This window comes from Dietzia cercidiphylli (genome assembly GCF_039531545.1).
Taxonomy (GTDB): domain Bacteria; phylum Actinomycetota; class Actinomycetes; order Mycobacteriales; family Mycobacteriaceae; genus Dietzia; species Dietzia natronolimnaea.
The window spans coordinates 1-12,643 of the sequence record NZ_BAAAQG010000024.1 but is presented as its reverse complement, the minus strand read 5'-3'; the positions used below and the strand labels follow the sequence as shown (position 1 = coordinate 12,643).

Annotated in this window: 11 protein-coding genes; 2 read left to right on the top strand and 9 right to left on the bottom strand. The window is 70.5% G+C overall.

Annotation, left to right across the window (positions count from 1 at the left end; genetic code table 11):
• Positions 1 to 62 precede the first annotated feature (62 nt).
• The 8 genes from ABD250_RS16820 to ABD250_RS16785 all read right to left on the bottom strand — a co-directional run bounded on the left by ABD250_RS16820 (position 63) and on the right by ABD250_RS16785 (position 9,913).
• Positions 63 to 944, bottom strand: a complete 882-nt coding sequence (locus ABD250_RS16820; RefSeq protein WP_182658857.1) for an ABC transporter permease — start codon at positions 942 to 944, stop codon at positions 63 to 65.
• A gap of 48 nt (positions 945 to 992) precedes the next feature.
• Positions 993 to 1,949: an ABC transporter substrate-binding protein gene (locus tag ABD250_RS16815; RefSeq protein WP_182658856.1), complete on the bottom strand. Its 957-nt coding sequence runs from the start codon at positions 1,947 to 1,949 to the stop codon at positions 993 to 995.
• Entirely contained in the window at positions 1,943 to 3,754 is a 1,812-nt protein-coding gene (gene atzF, locus ABD250_RS16810) for an allophanate hydrolase (protein WP_182658855.1), read from the bottom strand. Before atzF ends, ABD250_RS16815 begins: the two co-directional genes overlap by 7 nt.
• A 444-nt stretch (positions 3,755 to 4,198) precedes the next feature.
• Positions 4,199 to 4,675, bottom strand: a complete 477-nt coding sequence (locus tag ABD250_RS16805) for a hypothetical protein (protein ID WP_182658854.1) — start codon at positions 4,673 to 4,675, stop codon at positions 4,199 to 4,201.
• Positions 4,676 to 4,757: 82 nt separating this feature from the next.
• Complete coding sequence (locus tag ABD250_RS16800; protein ID WP_182658853.1) at positions 4,758 to 5,720, bottom strand: TIGR03885 family FMN-dependent LLM class oxidoreductase; 963 nt, start codon at positions 5,718 to 5,720, stop codon at positions 4,758 to 4,760.
• The gene (locus ABD250_RS16795) at positions 5,717 to 7,621 is read right to left on the bottom strand and encodes a glycoside hydrolase family 15 protein (RefSeq protein WP_182658852.1); all 1,905 of its coding nucleotides are present in this window, start codon (positions 7,619 to 7,621) and stop codon (positions 5,717 to 5,719) included. Before ABD250_RS16795 ends, ABD250_RS16800 begins: the two co-directional genes overlap by 4 nt.
• 2 nt (positions 7,622 to 7,623) lie before the next feature.
• Positions 7,624 to 8,487 carry an SDR family oxidoreductase gene (locus ABD250_RS16790; protein ID WP_241730685.1) on the bottom strand — a complete coding sequence of 288 codons (864 nt, stop codon included), beginning with the start codon at positions 8,485 to 8,487 and terminating at the stop codon, positions 7,624 to 7,626.
• Between the two features lie 133 nt (positions 8,488 to 8,620).
• The gene (locus ABD250_RS16785; protein WP_182658850.1) at positions 8,621 to 9,913 is read right to left on the bottom strand and encodes an acyl-CoA dehydrogenase family protein; all 1,293 of its coding nucleotides are present in this window, start codon (positions 9,911 to 9,913) and stop codon (positions 8,621 to 8,623) included.
• 153 nt (positions 9,914 to 10,066) lie between these two features.
• On the opposite strand from ABD250_RS16785, the gene ABD250_RS16780 reads away from it, so the two are divergent.
• The gene (locus ABD250_RS16780) at positions 10,067 to 11,086 is read left to right on the top strand and encodes a TIGR03620 family F420-dependent LLM class oxidoreductase (protein WP_182658849.1); all 1,020 of its coding nucleotides are present in this window, start codon (positions 10,067 to 10,069) and stop codon (positions 11,084 to 11,086) included.
• 17 nt (positions 11,087 to 11,103) lie between these two features.
• Here the strand turns inward: ABD250_RS16780 and ABD250_RS16775 are convergent, their stop codons facing one another.
• Positions 11,104 to 11,640, bottom strand: a complete 537-nt coding sequence (locus tag ABD250_RS16775) for a hypothetical protein (protein ID WP_194306370.1) — start codon at positions 11,638 to 11,640, stop codon at positions 11,104 to 11,106.
• A gap of 104 nt (positions 11,641 to 11,744) precedes the next feature.
• Here ABD250_RS16775 and ABD250_RS16770 point away from each other — a divergent pair, with 104 nt between their 5' ends.
• A complete protein-coding gene (locus ABD250_RS16770; RefSeq protein WP_241730684.1) occupies positions 11,745 to 12,593 on the top strand; it encodes an MFS transporter in 849 nt (282 codons plus the stop codon).
• The last annotated feature ends 50 nt before the right edge of the window (positions 12,594 to 12,643 follow it).

Sequence of the window (12,643 nt, the reverse complement as noted above, 5' to 3'; positions counted from 1 at the left end):
ATGGTGGTGCGTGAGTGGTGCTGCCGGGGCGGGGCCGACAGGTGGGTCCGGGGCGGGACCGGTCAGGTGAGCCCGGGTCGACCACGTGTGATCAGCGACAGGACCCGGCGCAGGGCCGCGTCGGAGAGCATCCCGGCGACGCCGATCGTGAGCATCCCGGCGATGATCACGTCGGTGCGGCTCATGTCCCTGGCCTGGGTGATCAGGGCGCCGAGGCCAGTGGTGATGCCCACGGTCTCGCCGACCACCAGGACGACCCAGGACAGGCCCAGGGCGACCCGCAGGCCCGCGGTGATCGACGGCATCGCGGACGGCAGGACCACGTCGACCAGGATGCGGACCCGGTCGACCCCCAGCATCCGGGCGGCCTCGAGCAGCCGCGGTGGCACCGCGTGGGCCCCGGCGATGGTGTTGATGAGGATCGGGAAGAAGGCGGCGAGAAAGACCAGGAAGATCGTCGAGCGGTCGCCGTACCCGATCAGCAGCAGGCTCAGGGGGGCCCAGGCGGTGACGGGGATGGGGCGGAGGATCCCGATGGTCGAGTCGAGCAGCTCCCGGACCACCCGGAGGCGACCCATGAGGATGCCGAGCGGGATGGCCAGCACCGCCGCGAGCAGGAACCCGTTGAGCACCCGCAGGGCGCTCGCCGCGGTGTGGCGCCACAGCGAACCGGACAGGGAGTCCGAGGCGGTGCCGAAGGCCAGCCCCGCCCAGGTCTGCGCCACGGTGACGGGATCGCTGAGGAACCGCATGTCGATACCGAACGGGAGCTCCCATTGCTGTCGCACGGCGATCCACCACAGGGCGAGGATCGCCAACGGTATGGGCAGGGCCAGCAGCAGCCGGCGGAGGCCGCCGTGGCGACGTCGTGTCGCGGTGGCGGGGACGACGTGGGGCGTCGAGGTGGTCCGTCGGTCGATCGCCGCGGGGGAGAGAGTGGTCATGTCCGGGACTCTTTCTGGAAAGGACTGGTGCGCTGAGCGGGCAGGGCGTCAGCTCGTGTGGACGAAGGTCTCGATGGCGGGGGCGGTGGGGATGTGTCCGACGCGGACCATCTGGTCGGCCAGGGCCGCGAGCTGGGCGCGGAACTCGTCGTCGATCTCCCAGCGGGGCCACGTGTTGGCCACCGCGAGGGCGGTGACGTCCGGGTCGAGCGAGAACTGCTCGGCCACCCGGTGCTGCCAGTCCCCGCGATTGGCGCCCATGTACTCCACGGCCCGACGGTGGACCCCGGCGATCATCTCGACCATGTCCGGGTCGGCGTCGATGGTCCGTTGGGTCGCCCCGAGGCCGATGTTGACCTTGCCCACCGGTGTCTCGTACGGCGAGGCGATCTCCACCGCCCCCGACTTCTCCCGCGCGGTCGACGGGCCCAGCTCCGCGGAGAGGAAGGCGTCGATTCGTCCGCCACCGAAGGAGGTCGCCATGTCGGAGAAGGGCAGGTTGACGAGGGTGACGTCCCGGTCCGCGTCGAGGCCGTGCGCGGCGAGCGTCAGCCGGAGCAGGATCTCCTGGGACGAACCGCGCGGATAACCGACCGTACGACCGCGCAGGTCCTCGACCTCACGGATGTCGGGGGTGCCGACCAGGCCGGACCCGCCGTCGGCGGCCACGGCGAGCAGTCGGACGTCCTCACCCGCGGCGGCGCCGGCGAGCAAAGCCGGGATGCCGACCACGCCGAAGTCGATCTGACCGCTGACGAGGGCGTTCTTGATGTCCGGCGAGGAGTCGAATGTGGCCACCTCGATTGTCACGTCGGGCGCGAACTGTTGGTAGTAGTACGGCGCGAACAGGTGGGGCTGCCCCCGGAGAGTCCCGATGGTCACCCGCTCAAGGTCGCTCCCGGAGCCGAGGGTGGTGAAGGTGGAATCGATGGTGGAGCACGCCGTCGCGGACAGGGTGAGCAGTGCGACGAGTGCCATGACGAGGCGTCGGAACGGGGTCAGCATCGGACGCTGTCCTCTCGGGGATCGGTGGAGGGGGAGTGGGCGGCGGCAGGTGTCACCACGGACGTGGTCCCGCGGCGGTAGCTGCGCCAATCGGCCCAGTCGGTGATGTTCTCGGCGCCGGGCAGCGCGTCGGCGGTGCACCCGAACCCGACGACGGTGTCGCCGTTCTCGAGCGTCACGCTGGTCAGGCTCATGGGCGCCGGGAGCGTGGCGAGCAGTCGTCCCAGGGCGGAGTGGGGAAGTCGGTACAGCTCCCCGTGGATCGAGCCTCCACCCTCGCCGGGCCGGGCCGGCACCAGCCCGGGCTTGGGAGGCTCGGTCCGCAGACTGAACAGTCGGTAGTCGGGGGAGGTGCGGATGTCGGCCGTCCACCGGGCACCCAGGGTCTCGAGCTGGTGGTGGAGGGGCTGTCCCCGCAGATGCGCGCCGAAGACCGCGAGCCGGCAGTCGTCGTCAGGCCAGATCTCGGGAACACCGGCCGCCCCGGAGCGCGCGGAGGCCTCGGGGTCCCGGGGCCCTGACTCATCGAGGGCCCCGCCCGCCTCGTCGGAGGTCGTGGCGTGGATCCGGGCCGCGAGGTCGGCGATTACCTGGTCGTGGTCCTGTTCCGCCAGGACCATCACACCGAACCTGCCGGTCGTCGAGGCCCCGGGGACCGCCACGCCGCACATACCGAGGAGGTTGCAGAAGTTGGTGAACGTCCCGAGTCGGCGGTTGACCTCCAGGGGTTCCGCGGCGACCTCGGCGAGGGTCGGGTGCTCGGTGGTGGTCGGCAGCAACAGCCCGTCGATTCCCGCGAGCATCCGGGTGGCATGTGATCCGGCGTGGGCGAGGCATTCCAGATCCCCGACGAACTCCACGGCCCCCGCGTCCCGCCCGCCGAGGATGATCTCCGCGACGGTGGGGTCGATGTCCGGTGACCGGCGGGACACCGCGTCGCCGACGGCCGAGTATCGTTCGGCCACCAGGGCGCTGTCGTAGAGCAACCGGGCGACGTCGAGGAGGGGGGCGATGTCGACGACGGTGGTCTCGACCCCGGACGCCTCGAGTCGATCGATCGTGTGGGCGAACGCCTCGCGGTACGCGGGGGAGAGTGCTCTGAGGTGCTGCTCGTCGGGCACACCCAGCACCGGCCGCGCGGGCGCGCCCAGTGGGATGTCCTCACGTCGGGTCCGGCATCGCGGGTCCACCCCGTCCGGCCCGGCGATCACGGCGAGGACCAGCGTCGCGGCGGAGACGGTGCGGGCGAACACGCTCACGCAGTCGAAGTCCGCACACGCGGGGACGACGCCGGTCGTGGGTACCAGGCCCGGGCTGGGTTTGAGACCGACGACCCCGTTGAACGCCGCCGGGACGCGGCCCGACCCGGCCGTGTCGGTGCCGAGCGCGAGGTCGACCTCGCCGTCGGCCACCACCACCGCGGAGCCCGAACTGGAACCGCCCGCGACGTGCTCGGGCATCCCCGAGGCGTGGACCGCCCCGTACGGGCTCCGCGTCCCCACCAGTCCGGTCGCGAACTGGTCCATGTTCGTCTTGCCGACGAACGTGGCGCCGGCGTCCAGCAGGCGCTGGACGACGGTCGCGTTGCGGGTCGGCACGGTCGCGAAGGAGGGACAGCCCGCCGTCGTCGGAACCCCGGCCACGTCGATGTTGTCCTTGACGGCGAAGGTCAGGCCCGCCAGCGGAAGCCGCTCGCCACGGCGGGAGCGCTCGAGCGAGTCCGCGACGGACGTCGTGACCAGGGCGTCGGGGCGACGGTGGATCCAGGTCGGGTTGGACCGGGGCGGCGGCGGTGGCGTGAGCATCGGTTTTCCTGTCTGAACTGCGGGGATACGATGCTGTATACGATTCTGTGTACGCGTTACCGCCAGGGGAGCCCTGCGTATCCACCGTGTTTCGTACCGCCCCGGTCTGTTAACACCGGGGCCGTGGCCGGCGGACTGCCGATCCGAGCCCGTCGTTCGGACCGGTGGACTCCTCCCCCGGCTTTACGGCGTGGGTACCGGCGACATCGAGGAGAGGACGTTCACGTGGGCAGCATTGACCAGGGCCTCGGACTCCTCCAGGTCGGTTCGACGACCATCACCACCGGCTCCGGCATCATCGGCTCCGCCGAGCTGTTCTGAGCCGATGCGCCTGACAGCGCGAGCTCACCGCGATCTCACGGAGCGCCCCTCGGGCGGTTCCGGTCAAGGACGAGAGCCGGCACCCGCGATGCGGGGCCGGCTCTCGTCCTGTCCTCGCCGGGCTCAGGTCTCGTGCAGCGCGTCCGTGCACCGCAGGCGGAGCGCCTCGAGTTGCCTACCGTGCTCGACCGCGCGCTCCACCAGTGCCTCCAGGGTGGGCCGGGGCAGCCGCGGATCCCGGATGTCGAGCAGGGCCCTGAATCCGAGTTCCTTGCCCCGTACCGCGATGGTCAGCGCCTCCAACTCCAGGAGATCACTGAGCGGGGACCTCTCGGCGAACCGTTGGTTCGGCTTGAGCTGCCCCAGCTTCTCGGCGGCCTGGGCCGGGAGGTCCTTGAGTGCCGACGGCGACGTCCCCGCCAGCGTCATGAGCTCCTCGAGGCTGTGCAGGTCGTCCTCTGTCTCGTCGCCGATCCGTGAGACGACGGCCCGGATCTCGGGGTCCTCCTGGTCGGAGGCGACACGTCGGAAGAGATCCACCCCGGCGGCGGCACCGGCGTGGTGGTCCTGCATGTACGTGTGCAACATCTCGGTGGCCATGGGTCCGACGGTACGTCCTCCTCGCGGAGCGGCAACCGCGCGAGATCGCCGACCGGCGACCGCCGGATCGGTGGCAGTCGGATCAGCGGCGCTCGAGCGCGGGGAGCAGCTCGTTCTCCGCCAGCTCCAGGAACCCGCTCTGGTCCTGGGACACGTGGTGCAGGTAGATCTCCTCGAATCCCAGTTCCTCGAACTCGCGCAATCGGGCGACGAGGTGGTCGGTCGAGTCGGTGACGATCACGGACTCCTCGATCTTCTCGTCCGGGATGTACCGGGCGACCAGGTCGAACTCCTCGGGGGTGGGCAGGTCGTAGGCGACCGGCGGGTCCACGGCGTGGTTCTGCCACTGATCCCGGGCGACCTCGCGTGCGCGGCTCATGGTGTCCTCGATCGCCACGTGGACCTGCAGGGCGAGCGTCCCCCGGCCGCCCGCCGTCCGGTAGGCCTCCAGGATCTTCTCCACCGACTCCGGCTCGTCGTTGATGGTGATCAGCCCGTCCGCCCAGTCCGCCGCCCGCGCGGCGGTGCCCGGGGTGAGCGCCGGGCCCATGATCCGGGGTGGTGTCTCCGGGAGCGAGTAGACCCGCGCACTCTCGACGTCGACGAGTCCGTGGTGGGTGACCTCCTCGCCGCGGTGGAGGCGACGGATGATGTCGACGCTCTCCTCCAGGCGGGCCTGCCGGGTGGTCTTGTCGGGCCACTTGTCACCGGTGATGTGTTCGTTCATGTTCTGGCCGCTGCCGAAGGCCACCCAGAAACGATCGGGGAACATCTCTGCCAGCGTCGCCGACGACTGTGCGACGACGGCGGGATGGTACCGCTGGCCGGGCGCGCACACGGTGCCGAATGTCATGTCGGTGGTGGCCAGCGCGGCGCCCAACCACGACCAGGCGAAGCCCGAGTGGCCCTGGCGCGTGGACCAGGGTGAGAAGTGGTCGGAGCACATCGCGATCCGGAAGCCCGCGCGTTCGGCCTGCTGCACGTCCCGCAGCAACCGGCCCGGGGAGATCTGTTCGTGTGAGGCGTGGAATCCGTAGGTGGTCATCGCTCGCCTTCCTGTCGTCGCTTCCGGGCTGCCTGCAGGGCGTCGGCCGCCCGGATCAACCCGATGTGACTGAACGCCTGGGGGAAGTTCCCCGCCAGGCGGCCGGATGCGGGGTCGAACTCCTCGGAGAACAGACCCAGGTCGCTGCCCCGGGACACCATGGTCTCCATGAGGCTCCGGGCGTCGTCGATGCGGCCGCTCCCGGCGTACTGCTCGACCAGCCAGAAGGTGCAGAGGACGAAGGGGTACTCGCCACCCTCCAGGCCGTCGATCCCGCTGTCCACCCGGTACCTGTGGACGAAACCCTCCTCGGTGACGAGGTCACGTTCGATACACGCCACCGTGCCGAGCATCCGGGGATCGTCATAGTCCAGGAATCCGGTGTGGGGCAACTGCAGGAGGGAGGCGTCCACCTCGGAGTTGTCGTAGGTCTGGGTGAAGCTACCCAGCTCGGCGTCGAATCCGTGCTCGTCGATCTCCTCGGCCAGGCGGGACCGGAGCTCGCGCCACCGTTCGACGGGCCCGTCGAGCCCGTGCTCCTCGACCGCGCGGACGCCCCGGTCGAACGCGGCCCACATCATGGCCCGCCCGTGGGTGAAGTGGTGGGTGGACCCGCGCATCTCCCAGATCCCGTGGTCCTCGCGGTCGAAGTGCTTCTCCGCGTAGCGCAGGAGACCCTTCTGCAGGCCCCAGGTGTACTCGTCCTCGTGGACACCGGCCTCGCGCAGGTCGTGCAGGGCGATCATGACCTCTCCCACGACGTCGGCCTGGTACTGGTCTGCCGCCCCGTTGCCGATCCGCACCGGCCGGGAGTCCTCGTAGCCGTCGAGGTGGTCCAGTTCCATCTCGATCAGCTGGCGTTCCCCGCCCAGGCCGTACATGATCTTGACGTCGTCCACGTCACCGGCGACCGCACGAAGGAGCCAGTCGCGCCAGAGCGCGGCACCCTCGGTGAGACCGTGCGCCACCACGACCTCGATGGTGAAGGCCGCGTCGCGGAGCCAGGTGTAGCGGTAGTCCCAGTTCCTCTCGCCGCCGAAGTACTCGGGCAGCGAGGTGGTCGGCGCGGCCACGATGGCGCCCGTGTCCAGATTGGTCAGCGCCCGTAGGACCAGTAGCGACCGGGTCACCTCGGGCTGGGGATCGCAGTCGACCTCCAGCTGGGACGACCACTCGGTCCAGGCGCTGATGGTCGCGGCGATCGTCTCGTCGGCGTCGGGCGGGTCGGGGACCTCCTCGTGGGACGGGAACCAGGTCAGGTCCCAGTCCAGCCGCTCTCCGGCGCGGACATCGAACGACCCCTCGAGTCGCCGGGCGCGCCCACCTTCGTGTGACCGGCCCTCGTCGCGCACGGCGGCGCGGGCATGGGTGTCGTCGCTGGGCGACGAGTCGTCGTCGTCCTCGTCCGGCCAGTGCAACATCGGCCCGGTGACCAGGATGCCGTCGGGCCCGGCCAGGGCCAGCAGCGCGCGGTCCTGACCGTTCCTGGCGATCTCCCGGGTCCACGGTGTGGCCCGGGCGTAGTCGAACCTGAGGCGGAGGTCGTGCTGGACGGTCACCTCGCCGTCGAGGCATTCGACCCGGCGGATCAGGTCCCCCTGGGAGTCGCTGCGCAGGAGGCAGTCGGTCACCCGGGCGGTGCCGGTCGGCGACCGCCAGGTCGTCTCCAGCACGAAGGTCTCCGGGATGTACCGGCGATCGGTCACCTCGCCGTCGACCACGGAAAGGCACCACCGGCCGTCCTCGGGCCCGCCGAGCAGGGCCGAGAACACGGCGGGGGAGTCGAACCTGGGCAGGCAGAGCCAGTCGATGCTCCCGCCCCGCGACACCAGTGCTCCGGTACGCAGGTCGGACAGCAGTGCGTAGTCCTCGAGGGGGGTGCTGCGGGTCGAGCCGGCCATCTCTAGAAGACCGGCTTGCCGCCGGTCACCCCGAGCACGGTGCCCGAGACGTAACCGGCGTCGGCGGGCGAGGCGAGGAAGACGAACGCTCCCGCACATTCCGCGGGCTGACCCGCGCGACCGAGCGGGGTGTCCGAACCGAACTCCTCCAGCTTCTCGCCGGGCTGCGTGGCCGGCTGCAGCGGCGTCCAGATGGGGCCGGGGGCGACCGCGTTCACTCGGATGCCCCGGGGCCCGAGCTCGGAGGCGAGGTTGACGGTGAAGTTGTTCAGGGCCGACTTGGTGGCCGCGTAATCGAGCAGCGGCGGGGCCGGTTGGTAGGCCTGGATCGACGTGGTGGTGATGATCGACGACCCGGGTCCGAGGTGGTCCAGTGCCTCCTGGCTCGCCCAGATCGTGGCGTAGAGATTGGTCTTGAACACCGGGTCCATGTTCTCGCTGTCTATGGTCTCCAGACCCTCGCCGCGAGCGTGTTGGTAACCGGCGTTGTTGACGAGGATGTCCAAGCCCCCGAGCTGCTGGGCGGCATCCCGGACCATCTGACGACACTGGGTCTCGTCGCGCAGGTCGCAGGGGAGGAGTACCGCCCGCCGGCCCGCGTCCTCGATCCAGCCCCGGGTGTCCTGGGCGTCGGACTCTTCCTCCGGTAGGTAGGAGATCGCCAAATCGGCCCCCTCGCGGGCGTAGGCGATGGCCGCGGCCCGCCCGATGCCGGAGTCGCCACCGGTGATCAGGGCCTTCATCCCCTGAAGCTTGCCTGATCCGCGGTAGGTCTGTTCCCCGTGATCGGGCACCGGGGTCATCTCGGAGCTGAGCCCGGGGGGCCGCTGCTCCTGGGGCGGGAACCCGCCGCTGTCGTTCGTCATCTCCTCGGCGCGTCGTGTGATATCGCTCGTGGTGCTCATATCTCCAACGTACGTAAAGCCGACGCTTCCGCCACCGGGGCCGGACGGCGTCCGGAGGCCCCGAGCGGGTCAGCGGGCGTCGACCTCCCGTGCGTCAGCGACCCAGCAACCCCTTGGCGATGTGGGTCACCTGGATCTCGTTGCTACCGGCGTAGATCATGAGCGACTTGGCATCCCTGGCGAGTTGTTCGACCCGGTACTCCGCCATGTAGCCGTTGCCGCCGAAGAGCTGCACCGCCTCCATCGCGACCTCGGTGGCCGCCTCGGAGGAGTAGAGCTTCATCGCCGACGCCTCGGCCAGGGTCAGGGGCTTTCCGGCGCGGGCCCGTTCGATGGAGTGGAACACCATGTTCTGCACGTTGATCCGCGCCACCTCCATCCGGGCCAGCTTGAGTTGGATCAGCTGGAACCGCCCGATCTCCTGGCCCCAGAGGGTGCGCTCGCGCGAGTAGTCCACGCACAGTCGGTGGCACTCCTGGATGATGCCCAGCGCCATGATCGCCACCCCGGTGCGTTCGGCGGTGAAGCTGGACTTGGCGGACTCGCGACCGTCGCCACCACGGTGTTCCTCGGTCTCCCCCAGGAGGCGGTCGCGGCCGAGCCGGACGTCGTCGAAGAACAACTCGCCGGTGGGGGAGCTGTGCAGACCCATCTTCTTGAACGGCGCGCTCTGCGTGAGGCCGTCCATCCCCGTGTCCAGGACGAAGGTCAGGACCCTGCGGTCGCGCTTGGCCGCCGCGGCGTCGCGGTCGTCGGCACCCGCCGCCGCGCCCTCCTCGAGCTTGGCGTAGACGATCATCACGTCGGCGTGCGGGCCGTTGGTGATGAACGTCTTGCGGCCGTTGAGGATGTAGTCGTCGCCGTCCCTCCGCACGTAGGTCCGCATCCCGCCGAACGCGTCGGACCCCGAGTCCGGCTCCGTGATCGCCCACGACGCGACCTTCTCCATGGTCACGATGCCCGGCAGCCAGCGTTCCTTCTGGGCCAACGTCCCGCGCGACATGATGGTCGTGGCGCCCAGCCCGATGCTCACCCCGAGCGCCGACACCAGGCCCATGCAGGCCCCCGCGAGCTCGCTGATCACCACCGCCATCAACGAGTCCTGGCCCTCGAACGCTCCGCCCGACCCGCCCGACCCGCCCGACCCGCCCGACCCGGCCGAGGTCTCCGAAGCTCCCGACTCCCGCGCCCGCTGCCTGGCGAGCATCTTCTCCACGCCGTCGGCGGCCATGGTGTCGATCCCGAACTCCGCGAACAACCTACGGATGATCGGGTAGGGCGGCATCTCCCCGCTCTCCAGGGCGTCCAGATTGGGGCGGATCTCCTTGGCGATAAAGGCCCGCACGGCCTCCCGGATCATCAGATCGGTCTCGGACCACTCGTACATCGGTGTCTCGTCTCCTCGGTGCCCCAGGCCGCCGCTGGAACATGTTCCGGTTCAGTCTGTCGCGCCCCGGGGCGTGGGACGGGGTTTCCCGTGAAACCTCTCCCGCCGGGCGATCCCCGCAGAACCTTCGCGCGGTCGGGCACACTCGGGTGCATGAGTGCTTCCCTCGACCACGCATCCGACCGGGCCGGCGACACCCAGGCGGGCGGCACCCGGGCCGGCGACAACCGGGCCAGCGTCAACCGGGCCAGCGACAACCAGGCGGGCCGCGGCCAACTGGGCAGGGTCGGCCTGTGGACGGGCTCCCTGGAGGGCGTGCCGCCGGCCGGGATCCCGGATCTGCTCGGCGAGCTCGAGGAGCAGGGCTGGGGGTCGCTGTGGTTCGGCGAGGCCGTGGGGCGCGAGGCGTTCACCGCCGCGCAGCTCTACCTCGGGGCCACCCGCCGTATGGCCATCGGTACGGGCATCGCCAACATCTACGGTCGGGACGCCTCGGCGGCGGGGGCGGCCGCGCGCACCATCGAGGCCATGCACCCCGGCCGTTTCGTCCTGGGCCTGGGCGTGTCCCACGCCCCGCTGGTCGAACGGCACCGCGGGCACAACTACGGACGCCCGCTGTCGGCGATGCGCGAGTACCTCGACGCGCTCGACCGGACCCAGCCCATGGCGGCGGGGGAGGACACCATGCCGCCCGTGGTCCTGGCCGCGCTCGGACCCAAGATGCTCGAGTTGTCCCGGGACCGGACCGCCGGCGCGCACCCTTATCTGACCCTCCCCGAGCACACGGCGCGGGCGCGCGAGATCCTCGGCGGAACCGGGGAGGACGGACCGGCCCTGGTCGTGGAACACGCCGCGGTGGTCGCCGCCGGCGTGGAGGACGACGACGAGCTGTGGCGGTCGCGGGCCCGGGACCACCTGAACATCTACACCGGGCTGCCCAACTACCGGAACTCCTGGACCCGCCAGGGTTTCGACGAGTCCGACTACGTCCGAGGCGGCAGCGACCGCCTCCAGTCGGCCATGGTGACCCGGGGGGTCGAGGCCACCCGGGCGCGGGTACAGGAACACCTGGACGCGGGCGCCTCGACGGTGCTCGTGCAGGTGCTCGGGGAGAACATCCTGGTCCCGCCGGTCGAGGACTGGCGGCACGCGTACGAGGGCCTCCTGGGCTGACGGGACCCGGTGCGGGGTCAGCCGGTGTAGGCGACGGTGTCGACGACGACCGGTCCCGCCACGGCACCCCCGGTGGTGGTGAGCCGGTATTCGACCCGGCCGGATCCGGTGGGGATGATCGCGTCGTAGGGGTGCGCGATGGGGTCCGGGATCCCGAGGGAGATCCGCGGGTGGGGGATCTGCGCGACCTTCTGCCCGCTCGTGCCGGTGTCCAGGTTGCGCCAGGAGAGCGTGGCGGTCAGTGCGCACGGACCCACGCCGACGACCGCGAAGGCCCAGCTCACACTGGCCGACCCGGGATAGCCGTCACCTCGCAGTGAGGTGGACACGGCACCGGCGCACGCACCGGTGGGAGATCCGCCCCAGGCGACCAGACGGTTCGGGGCGGGCAGGAGTTGGACGAGGGCCTCGGAGGAGTCCTGTGCGTTCGCGGTGGCCGGGGCCGCGAGGGCGGCGGCCAGTGCGACTGCCGTGGCGGCGAGGGTCGCGGTCACGGTGGCGGTGGGTCGGCGGATGGCCCGCCGGGTCGTGCCGGTGGTGTTCACCACCCCCATGCTGGCACCGGGTGAGGTGGATCACAAGGGTCCGGGGTCGACAGCGAACGCGTTCGACACCTGTCTGTAGTGTCCGACTAAAGGGTTTCCGAGAGGACACATCAATGGGCGGCAGGACGCGGGGCGGGGACGCTGTTCGGGCGGAGCAGAACGGACTGATCGTCGTCCTGGCCTTCGGCGGGATCGTCATGTCCCTCACCCAGACCCTGGTGATCCCGCTGCTGGGGATGCTGCCCGCCATCCTCGGCACCTCGGCGACCAACGCCGCGTGGGTCGTCACGGTGACCCTGCTCGCCGGAGCGGTGGCCGGCCCCGTGATGGGCCGCCTCGGCGACCTCTATCCCAAGAAGAACGTCCTGATCGGCGTCACCGCGGTGATGGTCGTCGGCTCCGTCCTGTGCGCCCTGTCCACCTCGCTGTGGCCGATGCTCATCGGGCGGGCGCTCCAGGGCGTGGGGATCGGCGTGATCCCGATCGGCATCGCGACGATGCGCGAGGTGCTGCCCGCCGTGCGACTCGGCCCGGCGATCGCCCTCATGAGCTCCTCGTTGGGGGTCGGTGGTGCGCTCGGGCTCCCGGCAGCCGCGGCGCTGGCCCAATACGGCTCCTGGCAGTGGATGTTCTGGGGTACGGCGGTGCTCGGCGTGGGGATCATCGCCATGATGGCCCTGCGCATCCGGTCGCTCCCGGCCGCCAAACCCGACGGGACCCTGGACCCGATCGGAGCCGTGGGACTCGCGGTGGGTCTGATCTCGCTCCTGCTGGCGGTGTCGAAAGGCGCGGACTGGGGCTGGCTCTCGGCGTTGACCCTCGGGCTGTTCGCGCTGGCGGCCGTCGCGTTTCCAGTGTGGGGCTGGTGGGTGCTGCGTCACCCGTCCCCGCTCATCGACCTGAGGGTGGCGGCCCGCCGACCGGTCCTGTTGACCAACATCGCCTTGGAGTGTTCCCGCTAAAGTGGCCACTGCAATTAAGCGGCGAGTTCGTATATGTCTCTGAATCCTAG

Excerpts from the sequence above, each read along its gene's own strand:
- ABD250_RS16785 (WP_182658850.1), bottom strand. The coding sequence starts at position 9,913 with ATGTACGAGTGGTCCGAGACCGATCTGATGATCCGGGAGGCCGTGCGG.
- ABD250_RS16805 (WP_182658854.1), bottom strand. The coding sequence starts at position 4,675 with ATGGCCACCGAGATGTTGCACACGTACATGCAGGACCACCACGCCGGT.
- ABD250_RS16770 (WP_241730684.1), top strand. The coding sequence starts at position 11,745 with ATGGGCGGCAGGACGCGGGGCGGGGACGCTGTTCGGGCGGAGCAGAAC.
- ABD250_RS16800 (WP_182658853.1), bottom strand. The coding sequence starts at position 5,720 with ATGACCACCTACGGATTCCACGCCTCACACGAACAGATCTCCCCGGGC.
- ABD250_RS16790 (WP_241730685.1), bottom strand. The coding sequence starts at position 8,487 with ATGACGAACGACAGCGGCGGGTTCCCGCCCCAGGAGCAGCGGCCCCCC.
- ABD250_RS16815 (WP_182658856.1), bottom strand. The coding sequence starts at position 1,949 with ATGCTGACCCCGTTCCGACGCCTCGTCATGGCACTCGTCGCACTGCTC.
- ABD250_RS16780 (WP_182658849.1), top strand. The coding sequence starts at position 10,067 with ATGAGTGCTTCCCTCGACCACGCATCCGACCGGGCCGGCGACACCCAG.
- ABD250_RS16795 (WP_182658852.1), bottom strand. The coding sequence starts at position 7,621 with ATGGCCGGCTCGACCCGCAGCACCCCCCTCGAGGACTACGCACTGCTG.
- ABD250_RS16820 (WP_182658857.1), bottom strand. The coding sequence starts at position 944 with ATGACCACTCTCTCCCCCGCGGCGATCGACCGACGGACCACCTCGACG.
- ABD250_RS16775 (WP_194306370.1), bottom strand. The coding sequence starts at position 11,640 with ATGGGGGTGGTGAACACCACCGGCACGACCCGGCGGGCCATCCGCCGA.
- atzF (WP_182658855.1), bottom strand. The coding sequence starts at position 3,754 with ATGCTCACGCCACCGCCGCCGCCCCGGTCCAACCCGACCTGGATCCAC.